This is a genomic window from Pseudoxanthomonas sp. 3HH-4 (assembly GCF_006716465.1).
In the GTDB taxonomy this organism is placed as follows: Bacteria; Pseudomonadota; Gammaproteobacteria; order Xanthomonadales; family Xanthomonadaceae; genus Pseudoxanthomonas_A.
In genome coordinates this window covers 296,363-313,523 of record NZ_VFPB01000001.1, presented here as the reverse complement: position 1 = coordinate 313,523, position 17,161 = coordinate 296,363, and the positions used below count along the sequence as shown (strand labels likewise).

12 protein-coding genes are annotated in these 17,161 nt (G+C 64.4%); 6 read left to right on the top strand and 6 right to left on the bottom strand.

The genetic code is table 11. From position 1 onward, the window contains the following. Positions 1-96: 96 nt before the first annotated feature. The 4 genes from FB548_RS01400 to FB548_RS01385 form a co-directional block, all read right to left on the bottom strand. Entirely contained in the window at positions 97-2,982 is a 2,886-nt protein-coding gene (locus tag FB548_RS01400; RefSeq protein WP_142122986.1) for a TonB-dependent receptor, read from the bottom strand. Between the two features lie 379 nt (positions 2,983-3,361). After that, positions 3,362-4,123 (bottom strand): N-acetylmuramoyl-L-alanine amidase, encoded by a 762-nt coding sequence (locus FB548_RS01395; RefSeq protein ID WP_255470374.1) that lies wholly within the window; start codon positions 4,121-4,123, stop codon positions 3,362-3,364. A gap of 145 nt (positions 4,124-4,268) precedes the next feature. Further along, positions 4,269-7,274 carry a TonB-dependent receptor gene (locus FB548_RS01390; protein WP_142122984.1) on the bottom strand — a complete coding sequence of 1,002 codons (3,006 nt, stop codon included), beginning with the start codon at positions 7,272-7,274 and terminating at the stop codon, positions 4,269-4,271. Positions 7,275-7,320: 46 nt separating this feature from the next. Then, positions 7,321-8,742, bottom strand: a complete 1,422-nt coding sequence (locus FB548_RS01385) for a transglutaminase domain-containing protein (RefSeq protein ID WP_142124049.1) — start codon at positions 8,740-8,742, stop codon at positions 7,321-7,323. Positions 8,743-9,078: 336 nt separating this feature from the next. Here FB548_RS01385 and FB548_RS01380 point away from each other — a divergent pair, with 336 nt between their 5' ends. The 5 genes from FB548_RS01380 to FB548_RS01360 are packed head-to-tail and all read left to right on the top strand — an operon-like array spanning position 9,079 to position 14,541. Next, entirely contained in the window at positions 9,079-10,473 is a 1,395-nt protein-coding gene (locus FB548_RS01380) for an SH3 domain-containing protein (RefSeq protein ID WP_255470270.1), read from the top strand. Then, positions 10,470-11,567, top strand: coding sequence for a dipeptide epimerase (locus FB548_RS01375; protein WP_142122982.1), 1,098 nt, complete (start codon positions 10,470-10,472; stop codon positions 11,565-11,567). Before FB548_RS01380 ends, FB548_RS01375 begins: the two co-directional genes overlap by 4 nt. Before the next feature lie 54 nt (positions 11,568-11,621). Next, on the top strand, positions 11,622-12,479 hold the full coding sequence (locus tag FB548_RS01370; RefSeq protein ID WP_142122981.1) for a MurR/RpiR family transcriptional regulator: 858 nt from the start codon (positions 11,622-11,624) through the stop codon (positions 12,477-12,479). Then, the gene (locus FB548_RS01365) at positions 12,479-13,273 is read left to right on the top strand and encodes a hypothetical protein (RefSeq protein ID WP_255470269.1); all 795 of its coding nucleotides are present in this window, start codon (positions 12,479-12,481) and stop codon (positions 13,271-13,273) included. Before FB548_RS01370 ends, FB548_RS01365 begins: the two co-directional genes overlap by 1 nt. After that, positions 13,270-14,541 (top strand): dicarboxylate/amino acid:cation symporter, encoded by a 1,272-nt coding sequence (locus tag FB548_RS01360; protein ID WP_142122979.1) that lies wholly within the window; start codon positions 13,270-13,272, stop codon positions 14,539-14,541. The genes FB548_RS01365 and FB548_RS01360 overlap by 4 nt, the downstream gene beginning before the upstream one ends. 113 nt (positions 14,542-14,654) lie before the next feature. Here the strand turns inward: FB548_RS01360 and FB548_RS01355 are convergent, their stop codons facing one another. Continuing rightward, complete coding sequence (locus tag FB548_RS01355) at positions 14,655-15,020, bottom strand: transposase (protein WP_185741929.1); 366 nt, start codon at positions 15,018-15,020, stop codon at positions 14,655-14,657. 335 nt (positions 15,021-15,355) lie between these two features. Between FB548_RS01355 and FB548_RS01350 the strand changes: the two genes are divergently transcribed. After that, on the top strand, positions 15,356-15,937 hold the full coding sequence (locus tag FB548_RS01350; protein WP_142122977.1) for a diffusible signal factor-reguated Ax21 faimly protein: 582 nt from the start codon (positions 15,356-15,358) through the stop codon (positions 15,935-15,937). A 138-nt stretch (positions 15,938-16,075) separates the two neighbouring features. On the opposite strand, the gene FB548_RS01345 is transcribed toward FB548_RS01350, so the two are convergent. Beyond that, positions 16,076-17,113: an NAD(P)H-dependent glycerol-3-phosphate dehydrogenase gene (locus FB548_RS01345; RefSeq protein ID WP_142122976.1), complete on the bottom strand. Its 1,038-nt coding sequence runs from the start codon at positions 17,111-17,113 to the stop codon at positions 16,076-16,078. Between the last annotated feature and the right edge of the window lie 48 nt (positions 17,114-17,161).

Below are 17,161 nucleotides of genomic sequence, written 5' to 3'. Positions count from 1 at the left end.
CGCGGAATCGCAGGCGAGGCATCCCGCATGCAGGCGGGCCGCCACCGGAAAGCCGGCGACGGCCCGAACCTTCAGGCGGTCCGATGGCGGATCAGGTCAGTCGAACTTGTACTCGACCATCAATGCGAACGAACGACCGCGTGGATCGGCGACACGCGGCTCCCAAGCGGCGCCGGAAGCGAAGTCGTTCTGGTGCGCGGTGAACGGAGGATCTTCGTTGAGCAGGTTGCGCACGACGAGGGTGAACTTGGCATTCTCCAGACCGGTCCAGCCCACGCTGTAGTTGTAGGTGATGTAGTCGTCCACATCCGGATTCCAATCTTCCGGAATGTAGCTGCCGTTCCTCACGCTGACCGGCAACTCGTCCTTGTAGCCGTCGCGGTAAATCTGGGTCAGCGTATGCGACCAGTCGCCCCTCGCCCAACTGAAGCCAAGCGTGTGCTTCCACTTCAGCGGCAGGCTGTAGTAGCGGACGTACTTGCCCACTAGATTGCCACCGTAGGGCGAGCTCTCCAGCGCCTTCTCCTGGAAACTGTCGATGTAACTGCCATTGAGGTTGACCCGCCACGTGCCGCCGGCCAGTTCGCCGGTCAGGTTGGCGTCCACTTCCACACCGCTGATCAGCGTGCCGCCCGAGTTGATGAAGCGGCGGTCGATCGCCACCACTTCGCCGCTGGCGTCGCGGATCCAGTTGTCGACGAAGAGATCGTAGTTGGCGATCAGGGTCGCCTGGTTGGGCGTGCGGATGGTGTTGGTGCGCTCGATCTCCCACCAGTCCAGGCTGATGTTGAAGCGATCATTGGGCGCGAACACCACGCCGAAGCTCTTCTGGTCGGACGTTTCCGGCTGCAGGTCGGCCTTGCCGCCCGTGAAGATGGCGGGCTGGATCGCTTCGCAGCCCGGCACTGCGGGATTCGCTGCACCGCCAGGACACGTTGCCGGGTCGGCCAGGTCGAAGCCGGTATACGGGCTTTCGGTCACGCCGCTGAACAGCTTGGTGAACTCGGGCACCTTGAAGCCCTCGCTGATGGCGCCACGGAAGGCCAGCGAATCGATCGGCTGCCACTTGAACGAGAACTTCGGATTGACCGTGCTGCCGAAGCCGTCGTAATCATCGCGGCGCACGGCCACGCTCACTTCCAGACTGTCCAGTACCGGCAGGAAGGCTTCCGCATAGACCGCCTTCACGTCGCGCTGCACCTTGGGCAGGTTGTTGGTCGCGTCGAACGGCGCGCCGAAGATGTAGCTGTTGTCCAGCACGATGCCGTCCGCGGTCGAGCCGAACTCGAACTCCTCGCGACGCAGGTCCACGCCGACCGCCGCCATCACCTCACCGCCCCAGAGGTTGAACCCCAGTCCACCAGAGAACGCCGCATCCAGCGTCGTGACCGTGGACTCGCCGCCGTACAGGCGGACGCCCGCTGCCGACGCGGCCTGCAACGCTGCCACGCCCGCCGGATCGTGCTGCTGGCCGGGCATCAGGAAGGGATTGAGCAGGCCGCTGCCCAGCACCGCCTTGAAAGCCGGAGTGAAGTAATAGCCGGTGCCCAGCACCGACTCGGCCTCGCTGGAGGCGCGCGACAGGCCGATGTCGTAGTCCCAGCTGCCCAAGGTGCCGTCGACTCCCACCAGGAAACGGTATGCCTTGGTGGTGGTCTCGATCTGGCGCGGTCCGCAGATCTCGCAGCGCCAGCGATAGGGGATCGGGTTGCCGTAGACGAGGTTGGCTGGGCCGAAGTAGCTGGCCAGCGCGTTGTAGATCATGTCATACGTGGCCTGCGTATTCGCATTCATCGGATACCAGGTGCTGGGCCCCAACGCAGAGGCTGCCGTCGATGTGCTGGACGTGATCTGCTGCGCTTCGAACTGGCGGTTGGATTCCGAACGCGACGCCATCGCCTCGGCGTAGAAACGGTGGTTGTCACTGATCTTGAAAGTGGCCCGGCCCAGGGCCTGGAGGCTTTCCTGTGGCTGTTGCATCACCTGTGCAGCCGGGTAGTCCCAGGCGCATGCGTACTTGGAGTTCGCTACGCCCCACAACCGATAGGCGTACGGGCCCATCATGTCGCCGCCGGCTTCGCAGCCCGCCGCACCCGGCAGGTTGAGGATGTTGATCAGAGCCTGATCGCCACCGCCGTCAGGATCGGCCAACGAACCTGTGATCAGGCCGCCGGCCACATTGGTCACGGTGGCGAACGGCGTGCCGCGTGTGTCGGGTGACAGGCCACGGTTGGGTTGGAAGGTATTGGAGAAGTCACGATCACTGCCAAGCAGGATCTCGTTCTCTCGATAGTTCATCGTGCCCCAGACATTCCAGCCGTCGGTGTCGATGTCCCCCATGCCACCCAGCACGCTGTAGGTGAAGATGTTGCCGCCACCTTCCTGGGTCATGTCGAACCCGGCATTGACCGTGATGCCTTGATAGTCGCTGCGAGTGATGAAATTGATGACGCCGCCGATGGCATCGGTGCCGTAGACAGCGGACGCGCCATCCCGCAGCACCTCGACACGGTCGATGGCGGCGAAGGGAATGGAATTCAGGTCCACCGCCTGGCCACGCAAGCCGTGGGTGGCGACGCGCCGGCCATTCAGCAACACCAGCGTGGCGTCCGCACCTTGGCCACGCAGGTTTGCGCCGGAAACTCCATTGTTGCCGCGCAGATCCGCCGGCGCGATGCCCGCGTTCGAGGCAAGACTGTCCGAGCCGTTGCTGGCGATGTTGAGGAACTGCAGCAGCTGTTCCGCCGAGGTGATGCCCTGCGCCTCGATCTCCGCCTTCTGGATGATGGTGACGGGCAGCGCGGCTTCCACGTCGGTCCGCTTGATGCGCGACCCGGTGACGGTGACGGTGTCCAGAGTGCGCGCAGCGCCTTCCTGGGCGGGTGCTGCATCCTGTGCGAGGCCTACCGCGGGAAGGGCGAGTCCCAGCACGATGGCGGCGGCGAGATGGCTCGGCTTGAGCGGATGGGGTCGAACGGGCATGCGGAATCTCCTGGATGAAAGAACGCTGCAATACGCGGCCACTACTCTGTCGCTGCGATGCGCCAAGCGTTGTTCCAGTGGAGTCCGGTAGTCCTCGCGCAGCATCCGCGCTGGACGCGACGGATGCCTTGCCTGCCATCTCCCCGGAGCGCACGAATCCCCACTGGCGCCTTCCGGCGCATCCATCCCGGATGCGCACCGCAGTACGTTAGTACGTTGTTTTGATTGCTATGACGTGCGCCGGCACCCCGCCGGCACCCATGGATGGACGATGTCACCATCCATCACAAAAACCTTTGTACATCCGTGTAGCACGCCACCCGGAGTGAGTCAATAATTTATTCTTGCTGCGCGAAAAAACCGACTTGAATATTCCTGCTCAGGGCGACGTCGGGCTTGCGGGCTCTCGGTAGGTCAGGGCATGCAGAATGCGCAGGTCCTCCGCGTCCAGCTCGGTTCCCTCGATGCCACGGAAGCGGTGATGGAACGCGCGTACGGTGGAACCACGATCCTCGACGGAGTAGCCGACCGCCTGCAGGGCGAGCCAGGGGTCGAATCCCGCGGGGGGGTCGCCTGCTCCTTCGGCGGGCCAGATGCCGAAGCCGGCGTCGTACAAGCGCCTCCACGGGAACAGCGGGCCCGGATCGATCTTGCGCGATGGCGCGAGATCCGAGTGGCCGATGACCTGGCTCGGCGGGATGCGAAGACGTTGCGTCAGGTCGCGCAGCAGCGTCACCAGGCCGTCGATCTGCGCATCGGGAAAGGGGCTCTTGCCGTCGTTGTCGATTTCGATCCCGATCGAGGCATTGTTGACGTCGGTGATCGCTCCCCAACGCCCGGCGCCGGCGTGCCACGCGCGCTGGGAATCCTTGACCAGCTGGTAGACCTTGCCGTCCTTGCCCACCAGGTAGTGCGAGCTCACGCGCCCACCGCTGTTTCGGCTGCGCAGCGTATCCAGCGACTGTTCGACCGAATCCTGCTCGGTGTAGTGCAGCACGATGACCACCGGGCGCCGCTCATCGAAGTTCTTCGAGGGCACCCAGGTGGCGAGCGGGTTGCGCGGACCAGTATGCGCACAGCCACCCGACAGCATGATCAGCAGCAGCATGGCGACGCTGCGTCGCAGGGAGAAGGAAAGCATCGTCATGTCGGAGACCTCGCGATGGACGTAAGTACAGGAATAGCACGGACCGCGCTGGCGCGTGGCCATGCCGCGGGCAAAGAAAGGCCTGCCGCGAACGGCAGGCCATGGGAGAAACATCGCTTCCATCGCATGCAGCGTGCGGTCAGAAGTTCCAGGTCACCACGAGTTGCGTGTAGCGGGGGGATTGCCACACCGTGCCTTCGCCGAAATAAGGCATCTCGTTGCCTGGCGTACTTTCGTAGCGCGAGTGCACGTTGATCACCGTCTGTTTGTCGAGCAGGTTGTAGACCGACAGCCTCGCTTTGAGGTCGATCCCTTCGACCGGAAGCGTCCAAGTGACATTGGCGCCGACGTCGTAGACCCAAGGCATGCGGCCAAAAGCGCCGCGTCCGGTGTAGACGAGCTCGCGTGTTGTCCAGTCGCTGCAAGCCGAAACGCAGATCCATCCCGAGCCGCCGCCACTGAACTCGCCGGGACCGCCCGCGCTCCGGTTGTCATTGGGCCAACGCACGCCAAAGGCCGTGATGGGTCCGCCGGAGCGCGCCGAAATGGTCGTGCCGAAACTCCACATCTCGTTCAGTTTGTAGCTGCCGCGCAGCTTGATCTGATGCCGGAAATCATTGAACAGGACGCCGTAGCGCTCGTTTACCGCCGGATGATCGTAGTACTGGACGAGATTCGTGTCGTTGTAGCCAGTGTCGGAATTGACCGGCCCCTCGATGTTGCCCTCCGACTTCGACCACAGGTACGACGCGTTGAATGCCCATTTGTCATCCCAGGCGCGGTCGATCTGGAACTCCACGGCCTTGTAGGTGCGCTTGGGCTTCTTGTAACCCATGACCAGGCCGCTGCCGAGCGCGACATAGCCGTCCTGCGAGCTGTCGAACGTCACCCAGTCTTCGGTATCAGGACACCACAACGTGGTCGTCTCTCCGGGATTGATGATGGGCCAATCGCCCGAGTACCAGTCGCAGCCTTCGACGTGGTTGATGCGCGCGTCCTCGACCGCCCGGGTGACCTTCCGGTAAGTCGCATTGGCGCCCCATGACCAGGCCTGATTGATAGCCTGCTGGAAACCGAGGATGTACTCATCCTGGAAGACCTGCTTGAGGTTCTTTGCCACCGCCGTGCGCACATCGTCGGGGGCGGGCACGTTGCCCTCGGTATTGACGGGCCCCAGCTGCTGGCCGACGTCCGGGAAGAGGTAGGACGCGCCGGTCACCGGGTCGGTGCGCTCCACCCAGCCATTGAGGACATAGTAGGTGTGCTCGTCCGTGGTCCCGCCGCCGAAGTAATCCGTAAGCTTGTTGGTGATCGGAATGTAGTAGCGACCCGCGTTGCCGAAGATCTTCGTCGTGCCATCACCCTTCATGTCCCAGCTGAAGCCCAATCGCGGAGAAATCATGTCGCCGAAATCGGCTTTCGCGAAGGTGGCTCCCGACGCGAGCTTGTTGTGGAACTTGTCCGCACGCAGACCGAGATTCAACAGCAAGTTGGGCGTGACGTTCCAAGTGTCTTCAATATAGACCGCCTGCGCTTCCGTCGTTACGGGTGCACCTGTGATGTAGCGCCGGGCATCGATATAGGCCGTCACGCCATCAGGCACGCTGGCGCCATTCGGAAGGTCCCGATCGTCCTCGTCGGCGGCAATGCCGATCGCGGTGTAGCTGACACCGTCGCCGGGGTAGACGCGGGAGCTGGTGGAGTCCATGACCTCCTGGTCCAGGCCGAAGCGGAGCAGATGATCCCCGAGCGCCCACTCGAAATCGAGGCGCGCAGCTTCGCGCTTGTCGAAACGGCTACTGACACTGGTATTACTGGGGTGACACCCTTCGCGCGTCGTCGCCGGCGGGAAAAGCGCGTTGTAGGTGCTTGAGCGGCTGACGATGCTGCAACCCGCATCCCAGGGACTTCCGCCGGTTGCGCTGCGCTCGTTCACGCCATACATGGCCTTGGCGACAAAATTCTCACTCAGGTGGCCGGTGTATGTCAGCGACCAGTTATCGCCGCCCGAGCCCACATAGCTTTCGCCTGTCTTGTCGCCGCGCGCTTCCGCGTCCCAGTCGTAGTCGTAGGCGCTCGTACTGGATTCAGCCTTGTCCGAGAACGCCAGCAGTTCAAGGAGATGATTGTCATTGATTTGCCAATCGAGCTTGCCACCCCAGAAATCATTGTTGCTGTCCGTGTACCAGGCCTCGATCGTATCGATGTCCCTGGGATTGCTGTCCCGGTTCTCATACATCGCAAAGAAGAAGAGCTTGTCCTTCACGATGGCGCCTGATGCCCAGACATTGGCTTTGTAGGTCGACCCACCATCACGGCTTCGACGATCACGTTCGTCAATGGTGCCGTCCGAATGGAACCGGTCTTTCTGGTCCGACGCCCACGCCCTGGGTTGCATTGTGAGCTGGGTCCCTGCCCGGAACTCATTGCTGCCCGATCGCGTCACTGCGTTGATGACGCCACCGGTTGTTCTGCCAAACTCCGCCGAGTAGCCACCCGTCTTGACCTGGAATTCCTCGTAGAACGCAAAGGGTACGGAAGAGAAGCCCTGCCGCCGGTAGGGATCGGTGACATTCAGACCATTGATGTATACGGCGTTCTCCGCGACCGAGGATCCGCCAAACGTCAGCCCGCCGAAGGTGGCGCCCGAGGAGACAACGCCGGGCGCGAGGAGCGCTACCGACTCAACGCTCTGGTCGACGGGTAGCCGCGCCAGTTCCTCGCGCCGGATGTTCGTCGCCGACTCCGTCGAACGCACGTCCACCCGATTGATCACGCGCGACCCCACGACCTGCACCGCGTTGAGGTTCACCAGCCCGCCCTCGCTGCCAAGGTTGACCGTGGTGGTGCCGCCAAGTGCCACGCTGACGCCCACAGTGTCGCCGAGGTCCGCCCCACCACGCTTGACCTGCAGCTGGTAGTCGCCGACGGGTAGTTGGGTGAGGCGGTAGCTTCCATCCGCACCCACGGTCACCGTGCGCGTCGCCCCGGTGGCGTTGTTGACGATCGTGATCTGGTCGCCTGCGCTGGCCCGTCCCGCGACCGCGCCGGTCGCGCTCTGCGCCATCGCCAGTGGCGCCATGGTCGCGATGCATGCCCCAAGCGCGATGCCCAGCGCCGCCTTCTTCAGTACCTTGCCTTTCATCCCCGCTCTCTCCTGCTAAAGATGTTGATTGAACTGTCTGTCGTGGTCAGTTGTGCCGGTCCTGCGGCAACACGGTCCATTCGAACCGGTAATCCCATTGATCGAAGTAAAGGTTCCCGCCTCGCCACTCCACCTCACCGCGCTGCAGATCCACCGTTTCCGAGCGCACGTGCTGCTTGGCGGGAACGAACTCGCGCGAATAGTCGTCGTTGAACGCGATGCGGTAGGCGTCCAGCCCACCCAGGTAGAACCAGCGCAGTGCGGGATCGTCCGACTGCAGCTGGCCGGTGGTCACGTCCATTGGCACCCAGCCGTAGGGCGCCAGATACACCCAGCCCCAGTCGTGCATGTTGTCGTAGCCGACGTCGTCGTCCGAGTAGACCCAGCCGGACTGCCAGCGCGCGGGAATGCCGTTCATGCGCAGCAGGGTGATCAGCAACAGGGTCTGCTGTCCGCAGTCGGCATGTCCGGCGCGGAAGGCGTAGTCGCTGATGTTGCTGATGGTGGAGTACTCGCGCGCACCTGCCCATGGAATACGGTCCACGGCGGCAAACAGCTTCTGCGCGATTCGGTAGGGATGGGTCTCGTCGCCGACGATACTGGCGCTGAAGCGGCGCAGGTCCTGGCTGAAGACCACATGTGGCGCACGTTCGGCCACGAATGGCGCCAATGCCGGCGTGATATCCACAGGCACCACCTTTTCGGGGTCGATGCGGAAATGACGCGCATGGACGGTCATCTCGTATGTCACCGAGAACGTCGTCGGCGCATCAGCCACGGCAGGCTGTTCAAGGTACGCCGTCCGCTGCAGTGCGGACTCCGGCGCGACCTGCGCCCCTGCGGGCAGGCTGGCCAGCAGGCGCAAGCCTTCCTGTTGGCCGGGGATCGCCCTTGGATACGGGATCCAGGCGCGCACGATTTCGCCTGCCGGCACCGCCCCGGGCTTCACCGTCAGCGACTGGGTTACGCGGATACGGCGCGCCGCCACGCTGCTCGATTGCGATGCCGCGGCCGCACGTACCACTTCCTGGTGGTGCGGATGTAGGGATTCGAATGGGCCCTCGACGAACGGCTTGGCCGGAGGCGCACGGCGCGCCGCCGCCTCCGGACTGAGCCGGAACAGGTTCGAGACAGAGCGGTTGAAGTAGCTCGGCTCGCCATCGATATGCAGCCGCTCGATCAGTCCGGCACGATCCCAGCGCTGGAACTCGTCCTCGCGCAGGTCCGGTATCTGCGCACGGATGCGATGACGGACAGTACTCCCGTCTAGCGTGAAGTCCAGGCGGATCCGGCGCATCCGTTCACGCTGGAACAGCAGCGCCTGATGCTGGGCTTCGTCGGCTGGGTCCGCTGCCAACGCGCGGGTGATGGCGGCGTCGGCGTCACGGAAGCGGCCCTGGTCCACATCGGCGACGATCTCCACCAACGGGTCACCCGCCCCTGCGGCCTGGGGAGCGAGGAGTACCATCGGCCACCCGCACAGGCACAGCCACGCCGCCAGCCGGCGCCGGGGGCGCCTGCCGCGTACTGCAACCGTGTGCTGGCGCTTGCTGGCATCCACGTCGTACATCCCCACGTCGACTGGTCGCGGTTTGTGTAACACGACATTAATACACGGGTCAATAATTTATTCTTGCTTTTTATCTCCGAAGAAATAAATATTCTTACCGAACCCAACCCCGGGCATGGCGTCATGTATGTCCGGCGGGCAAGGCCTGACCAAGGGGAGCGGATGAACGCATCGACGCCATGCCGGTACACGGCGGGACGGGACACTCCGGGGGACATCCCCCTTCGCCGGTTGTTGCACTGCCTCGCCCTGGCGGCGCTGCTGTGCGGCACATCGCCCGTGCTGGCACGCGAGCGATTGCCACATCCGCGGCACGCCGTGATCGGCGTGGAGGACCACCACCTTCAGGCCGACTACTGGATAGGCAAGCTGGCGCACCCGCAGCTCACGCTGCTCGACAGCGCGCGCGTGGCCGCGCAGAACCTGCGTATGCAGCAGACCGACCGTCACGTCCATGACCTCGAAGCACTGCCGGCGGAGCTGACCCGTGCGGAGGTTCAGGCATGGCTGGTGCCGCTTTCCGCACCGCCAACCCGTACCCTGTACGACATGCGGGGCCGCGAGGTGACGAAGACGCAGTTGGCCTCGATCGCTGCCAATGCCGCCGTGGATGCCGTCGCGGAGCGCGCACCGGCACGTTATGGCCTGGTCGTGCATCGTGCCGACCTGCGCACGTTTCCGAGCCGCGAGCGTGTGTTCAGCAGCCAGGGCGACACGGATATCGACCGCTTCCAGGAAAGTGCCCTGTTTCCCGGCACCCCCGTCGTCATCGCGCATACCAGCGCTGACGGCGACTGGTACTTCGTGGTGAGCCCGCTCTACGCGGCATGGATCGAAAAGCAATACGTCGCCGAAGGCGAGCGCAGCGTGGTCTTCGGCTATGGGCGCCGCACGCCCTCACTGGTCGTGACGGGCGCGACGGCACGCACCGTCCACAACCCGGAGGAGCCAGGCCTGTCCGAACTGCAACTGGACATGGGTGTGCGCGTCCCGCTGCTTGCCGATTGGCCGGCCGACATGCCGGTGAACGGGCAGCACCCCTACACCTCGCATGTCATCCAGCTGCCCGTGCGGCGCGTCGACGGCGCGCTGGAGCTGCTGCCCGCGCTGCTGCCGCGCACAGCGGACGTGGCACCGGATTACCTGCCGCTGACGCAGGCCAACCTGCTGCAACAGAGTTTCAAGTTCCTTGGCGAGCGTTACGGCTGGGGCCACAGCTACAACACGCGCGACTGCAGCGGCTTCGTTTCCGAGGTCTACCGCAGCATGGGCATCACGCTACCGCGCAACACCAGCGCGCAAGCCGTCAGTCCCGCTCTCGAGCGGGTAGGCTTCGAAGCTTCCGACAGCCACGAGAAGCGCCTCGCCGTGCTGCGTACGCTTCAGGTAGGCGATCTTGTCTATATCCCCGGCCACGTGATGATGGTGATCGGCCATGACAATGGCACCACCTACACCATCCACGACACCACCGGCATAACCTATCGTGGTGCGGACGGGAAGACCGTGCGCACCCGGCTCAATTCGGTGGCTGTCACCCCGCTGGAGCCGCTGATGTTCAATAGCGAGCAGCCCACCGTGGACCGCATCACCGCCATCCAGAGAATCCGTGCCCAAGGGGCTCCATGAAGATCACCGACATCAAGTTCGGCATGCTGCGCGTGCCGCTGAAGACCCCGTTCAAGACCGCGCTGCGTACCGTCGATACCGTCGAGGACATCGTGGTGATCGTGCACACCGACACCGGGCACATCGGCTACGGCGAAGCACCGGCCACCGCCGTGATCACCGGTGACACGCATGGCTCCATCATCGAAGCCATCGGCAAATTCATCCGGCCACGCCTGATCGGGCAGGAGATCGCCAACCTCAACCGGATCACCGACCTCATCCAGACGTCGCTGGAACGCAATACCAGCGCCAAGGCAGCGGTGGAGATCGCCGTCTACGACCTGTGGGCCCAGTTGTACGACGCCCCGCTCTACAAGATGCTCGGGGGCGGCGACCCGGTCATCACCACGGACATCACCATCAGCGTGGACTACATCGACAAGATGGTGGCCGATTCCATCAGTGCGGTAGAGCGTGGCTTCGAGTCGCTGAAGATCAAGGTGGGCAAGGACATCGGCCTGGACATCGAACGCGTGAAGGCCATCTATTCCGCCGTCGAAGGCCGCGCCCTGCTGCGGCTGGACGCCAACCAGGGCTGGACCGCCAAGCAGGCAGTGTTCGCCATGCAACACCTCGAAGACGCCGGCGTGATACTCGAGTTGCTGGAACAGCCGGTCAGGGCGCGCGATCTCGAGGGCCTGAAATACGTCACCGACCGCGTGCACACGCCGGTGATGGCCGACGAGAGCGTATTCGGGCCCGCCGAAGTCATCGATCTGATCAAGATGCGCGCCGCCGACATCATCAACATCAAGCTGATGAAGACCGGCGGCATCTCCAATGCCATCCGGATCGCCGACATCGCCTCGCTATACGGCGTGGAATGCATGATCGGCTGCATGATCGAGACCAGCATCAGCGTCGCGGCCGCTGTCCATGTGGCTGCCGCGAAAGCCAACGTGATCACCAAGGTGGACTTGGACGGCCCGTCCCTGGGCCAGTTCAACCCTGTGGAGGGCGGGGTGATCTTCAACGAATCCGAGATCACGATCACCGATGCGCCCGGCCTGGGCATCCGTGAGATCCGCGGGCTGGAGATGCTGCCGGGCTGAGCCCGGTGGCGATGGCCCGTTGTCAGTCCCGTCCGCCGCCATCACACTCACGCCATGACAACGTCCCTGGTGAAGATCCGCTCCGAACGCGACCAGATGTCGGCCATCGAGCGCCGCATCGCCGACTTCATCCTCGACAACGCGCACCTGCTGCGCGACTACTCCTCGCAGCAGCTGGCCAGCGCGCTGGGCATCAGCCAGTCGAGCGTGGTCAAGTTCGCGCAGAAGTTCGGGTTCAAGGGCTATCCCGACCTCAAGTACACCATCGGCGAGGCCGTGGCGCGCAATGGCAACGGCCAGGCACAGCCACAGGCCTCCTCGCTGGACGATGCAGGCGATGCCTACCAGCAGCTGCAGGACGGGCTGCGGCGCAGCAAGGCCTCGGCCGAAGAGGAAACCCGCAGCCTCAATCCGCGTTCGCACATCGAGCCGATCGTCGAGCTGATCGACCGGGCGGACAAGGTGTTCGTGTGCGGCCTGGGCGACGATGGCCTGTTCGCGCGCGAGTTCGCGATGAGGCTGTCACTGCTCGGCGTGCTGACGGTGCACCATACCGACCCGATACTCATGATGGCCAACCTGTCGGCAACGCGACCCGGCGACGTGCTGCTGATGTTCTCGGAGTTCGGCAAGTTGCCGGAACTGTCCCAGGTCAGCCGGCAATTCCAGGCCTGCGAAGGCAAGGTCATCTCGATCACACGGCACACGGCCAATCCGCTGCGCGCGCACGCCGATGCCGCGCTGGTGATTTCCGCGCACGACCCTGCGCCGCACGTGGAACAGCTGCTGTACCGCTCTTCGTTGCAATCGCTGCTGGATTTCGTCTTCGTGCTGTTATGCCAGACCAATCCGGACCGGAACCGGCAACTCGCCATCAACCTTGAACGCATCCATCATCTGCTGGAGTCGTGATGCCCGCACTGCAGTCCATGCGACACTCGTTTCGCTCGCTCGCCTTCGCGGCCCTCACGCTCGCGTACGGCGGTAGCGCTTCCGCCGCAGGCACTCAGGAGTCCACTTCGCTACCTTGGCGCGACGCACGCCAGATGGTGCTGGTCCTGACCGATGGCTGGGATGCCACCAGCGGCACGCTGCAGCGCTTCGAATTCAGGGATGGGCGCTGGCAATCCGAGGCTTCCGCCGCGCCCATCACGGTGGGACGCAATGGATCGGCATGGGGCGCAGGGCTGCACCCGGCGCAAGCGCAGGGACCGGTGAAACAGGAAGGGGATGGACGCGCGCCCGCCGGTATCTTCACTCTGGGCGAGGCATTCGGCTACGAATCCAAGGCAGGCACGGCCATGCCGTATCGTCCGATGCATGCGACCAGCTACTGCATCGACGTGCCGGACTCACCGCTCTACAACCGCATCATCGATACCCGCGAGCAAGGCGAAGCGGCCGCTAAGGGATCGACGGAACCCATGCGATTGGACCTGCACAACGACGGCGACCCGCGCTATCGCAACGGCCTGGTGATCGGCCACAACCCCAACGCGACGCCGCGCGGCGGCAGCTGCATCTTCGCGCACCTGTGGCGCAAGCCCGGCGAAGCGACAGCGGGCTGCACCGCGATGGCCTCCGAGACGATGGACGGCCTGCTGGCCTGGCTGCGGCCGGACGCACGACCCGTGTTCGTACTGCTGCCGCGCGAGGAGTACGCGCGCCTTGTGCATGACTGGCGGCTGCCGGAGACGACGCCATGAGCGGCCTGAGGTGGCCCAGCGCCACGGCGCGCGTATTGCTCGGATTGGGCGCGGGTGCCCTCGCAGGCCTGTCCCTGGCGCACTGGCTGCCGGACAGCGCCGGCGCTGCCGTCGCCATCGCGCAGCCGATCGGCAAGCTGTGGCTCAGCGGCCTGCAGATGACCGTGGTGCCGCTGGTGCTGTCGCTGGTGATCCTGGGCGTCGCCACCGCCAGCGATGCGGCGGCCTCCGGTCGCGTCGCCCGGCGCGCCATGGTGGTCTTCATCACCTTGCTCTCCCTGTTCGCCGCCTATGCCGCGATCGTTGCGCCACTTGTGTTGTCGCTGGTGCCGCCCAGCGCCAGTCTCACGGCCACCTTGCGCGGCACATTGCCGGCGGCAGGCGAGATCGCAACGCCAGGGCTCGCGGACTGGATCGGTTCGGTGGTGCCCAGCAACGCCATCATGGCGGCGGCGCAGGGCGCAATGCTGCCGGTGGTGGTGTTCGCGCTGTTCTTCGGGTTCGCACTGACCCGCGTGCAGGAAGACCGGCGCGCACAGATCATCGCGTTCTGCCATGGCATCGCCGACACCATGATCGTGATCGTGCGCTGGATGCTGCTGGCGGCACCGATCGGTGTTTTCGCCCTCGTGCTGGCCGTATGTGCGCAAGCCGGCATCGGCGTGATCGGCGCGCTGGCGGGCTACATCGCACTGCAATGCGGCATGTATCTGGGTGCCACCCTGATCTGCTATGTGCTGGTCGCGGTTTTCGCGGGCCAGTCGCCGCTCGCGTATGCGAAGGCGATCCTGCCGGCCCAGGTGGTGGCGGCCAGCACGCAGTCTTCCCTCGCCTCGCTTCCGGCGATGGTGGAGAGCGCGCGCTTCCGGCTGGGCCATCCGCGCGCGGTGGCTGCGCTGGTCCTGCCTATGGCGGTGACGCTGTTCCGCATCACCAGCCCGATCCAGTACATCGTCGCTGCATGCTTCGTGGCGTGGGCCTACGGCATCGACCTGAATGCCGTGACGCTCGCCGCGGGCGCCGCGCTGGCGGTCGTGATCAGCCTGGGCTCGATAGGCCTCCCAGGGCAGGTGAGCTTCATGGCGACGGTGATGCCGGTGACGCAATCGATGGGGCTGCCGATCGAGCCGTTGGGCCTGCTGCTGGCGGTGGATACCATTCCCGATGTCTTCGCGACGACGGGCAACGTCACCGGCGACCTTACCGCGACCAGCATCGTCGCGCGGCAATCACCCGATGCGCGGGATGCAGATGAAGTCGGCGGCTGAGGCGACGCACTTTTTCCAGAGATGACTGCGGGACGCGATGCATCGAAGAAGCATCTTCGCCACCGGTGATGAAGCTCCATGATGGACATCCGGCCGACCTGGCGCCCCAATGCCTAGAACGGCTGGTATCGCGGCATGGCGCGCCGTGCGCTCGATGCGGGATGGTTCGAGTTGCGGTAGGCACTGACCAGCCGCCGTAAGGGATCCGCGATGTCGGGATGCAGGTTCAGCGACGCGATCACCACGTCCCAAATTCCTTCGTGGGTCCACCGCGTGAAACGGACGTAGACGCTGTGCCAAGGGCCGCAGGCCTTGGGCAACCGGCCCCAGGGCTGCTGTGTGACTGCAACCCAGAGTACGCCTTCGAGGAAGGACCGCGTACGTACTCCGTTCAATGCCCTTGCGCGCACCAGCGGCGGCAATGCTGCAACGATTGCACTCCATCGCATCTCATCGAGTTGAACGGCAGGCGAGTCCATGTCCTCGTTCCTGCTGTCTGGGGCCTGCCCACAACCTTGATCTTCCATCATCGTCTAGCTCCTGCCGCTCCGAAAAAGCCTGCACGTCTGCACGCGCTGCGAAATCCTTCCGCTCAACGTTCCATTCGCCACGGCCTGATCGAAGAGGACAGGAATAAAGGGCGAATCCCGGGAAGCCAATAAATGCAACCGGCGAAAGTTCCTTGCCTCGACCCCTAATTTATGTACTGGTAAGTTTGATATTCAGGGCGTGTTGTGAGCTGAAGCGGATACTTCGCCCACCGTCGCTTCCCCCGAGGCGGCGGATACACAACAACAAAATAAAAGGCGTTTCCATGAAGAAGTCCTTGCTTGCCCTGACCTTGCTGGCTGCTGCTCCTTTCGCTGCTTCGGCTGCAGAAGGCGTTTCCTACAACTACGTCGAGGGTGGCTACACCGCCGCGAATCTCGATGGCCCTGACACTGACGGCTGGGCGCTCAAGGGTTCGGTTGCCGTGCATCCGAACTTCCACCTGTTCGCCGACTACAGCACCCAGGAAGTCGATGACGTGAATGTCGATTTCGACCAGTGGCGCGTCGGCCTGGGTTACAACCACGAACTGTCGCAGCGTGTCGACCTGTTGACCCGCGTTGCTTACGAAAAGGCGAAGACCGACAGCTTCACGGTGGGTGGTCAACGGGTGCCCAGCCTGAGCGCGGACGGCTATAGCGTCGAAGTGGGCGTCAACAGCGCTTTGACCAATCGCCTCACCGGCTACGCGCTGGCCGGTTACGAGGATGGTGATGACTATGACGGCGACTTCTACGGCCGCCTTGGCGCGCAGGTGAAGTTCACCCCGAACTGGAGCGCTTCCGCTGATGTGAAGTTCGCCGACGGCGTCACCCAGTGGTTTGTCGGTCCGCGCTTCAGCTGGTAGTACGCGACATCGTTCCCCGCGACGCGTCCCTCTCTCCCCGCGTCGCACCCAGCCCGGCCCTTGTGGCCGGGCTTTTTCATGCGCCAAAGAAAAGCCCGGCCACAGGGGCCGGGCTGTTCGTTTCCGGACTGCCGCGATCTACTTGAACAAGGTTTCCGGATATTCCGGCTTCTGCTCGCGCGACAGCAGGTGTTGCAAGCCGGCGGCGGGCGTGAGATCGCCATGCAGTACGGCACGCACCGCGCTGGAAATCGGCAGGTCGATACCGTGACGGTCCGCCTGGCGCATGACCTCGTCGGCGGTCTGCACCGATTCGACAACCTGCCCGATGTCGCGCACCGCGTCCTGCAGCGACTGACCACGACCCAGCGCGAGGCCGAGCCGGCGGTTGCGCGACAGGTCGCCGGTGCAAGTCAGCACCAGATCGCCCAGGCCGGCGAGGCCCATGAGGGTTTCCGGCTTCGCACCTATGGCGGCGGACAGGCGCAGCATTTCGTTCAAGCCACGGGTGATCAGCCCGGCACGGGCGTTGAGGCCCAGCTGCATGCCGTCCGCCACGCCCGTGGCGACCGCCAGCACGTTCTTCATCGCGCCACCAAGCTCGGCGCCCACCATGTCATCACCGGTATAGGCGCGGAACGCCGGCCCATGCATGACATCCGCCACCGCCTGTGCGAACTCCGCGTCGGCACCGTGGACCGTCACGGCAGTGGGCAGACCCAGCGCGACTTCCTTGGCGAATGACGGACCGGTGACCACGGCCAAGGGCACGTCCGGGCCCAGGATGTCTTCGGCTACTTCGTGCAGGAAGCGGCCCGAGCCGGTTTCGAAACCCTTGGTGGCCCAGGCAACGCCGGCACGCGCCGGGCGCAGCGGGGCGACCAGTTTCAGCGTCTCGGTGAAGGCGTGCGACGGCACCACGATCAGTACCTGGTCCGCATCGGCGAGCGATGCGGCCAGGTCGGTGGTGGCGCGCAGGTTTTCCGGCAGCGGAATACCCGGCAGATAGCGGGTGTTCTCGTGCTGCTGGTCGATGGCCGCAGAAACGACGGGATCGCGGCCCCACAGGGTGACCGCGTGCCCGTGCCGGGCCATCAGGGCCGCCAGTGCGGTGCCCCAGGAACCGGCACCGAGGACGGCGATCTTGAGTGGATTATCCGGCGTTGACTCGGCCATCCGTCCCCCTGCGCGTTGCGTCGCGGTGTCCGACGGTTGCACGGCCAA

Coding starts and splice junctions, on each gene's coding strand:
- FB548_RS01350 (WP_142122977.1), top strand. CDS start 15,356: ATGAAGAAGTCCTTGCTTGCCCTGACCTTGCTGGCTGCTGCTCCTTTC.
- FB548_RS01370 (WP_142122981.1), top strand. CDS start 11,622: ATGACAACGTCCCTGGTGAAGATCCGCTCCGAACGCGACCAGATGTCG.
- FB548_RS01345 (WP_142122976.1), bottom strand. CDS start 17,113: ATGGCCGAGTCAACGCCGGATAATCCACTCAAGATCGCCGTCCTCGGT.
- FB548_RS01375 (WP_142122982.1), top strand. CDS start 10,470: ATGAAGATCACCGACATCAAGTTCGGCATGCTGCGCGTGCCGCTGAAG.
- FB548_RS01400 (WP_142122986.1), bottom strand. CDS start 2,982: ATGCCCGTTCGACCCCATCCGCTCAAGCCGAGCCATCTCGCCGCCGCC.
- FB548_RS01365 (WP_255470269.1), top strand. CDS start 12,479: ATGCCCGCACTGCAGTCCATGCGACACTCGTTTCGCTCGCTCGCCTTC.
- FB548_RS01395 (WP_255470374.1), bottom strand. CDS start 4,123: ATGCTTTCCTTCTCCCTGCGACGCAGCGTCGCCATGCTGCTGCTGATC.
- FB548_RS01390 (WP_142122984.1), bottom strand. CDS start 7,274: ATGAAAGGCAAGGTACTGAAGAAGGCGGCGCTGGGCATCGCGCTTGGG.
- FB548_RS01355 (WP_185741929.1), bottom strand. CDS start 15,020: ATGGACTCGCCTGCCGTTCAACTCGATGAGATGCGATGGAGTGCAATC.
- FB548_RS01360 (WP_142122979.1), top strand. CDS start 13,270: ATGAGCGGCCTGAGGTGGCCCAGCGCCACGGCGCGCGTATTGCTCGGA.
- FB548_RS01385 (WP_142124049.1), bottom strand. CDS start 8,742: ATGGTACTCCTCGCTCCCCAGGCCGCAGGGGCGGGTGACCCGTTGGTG.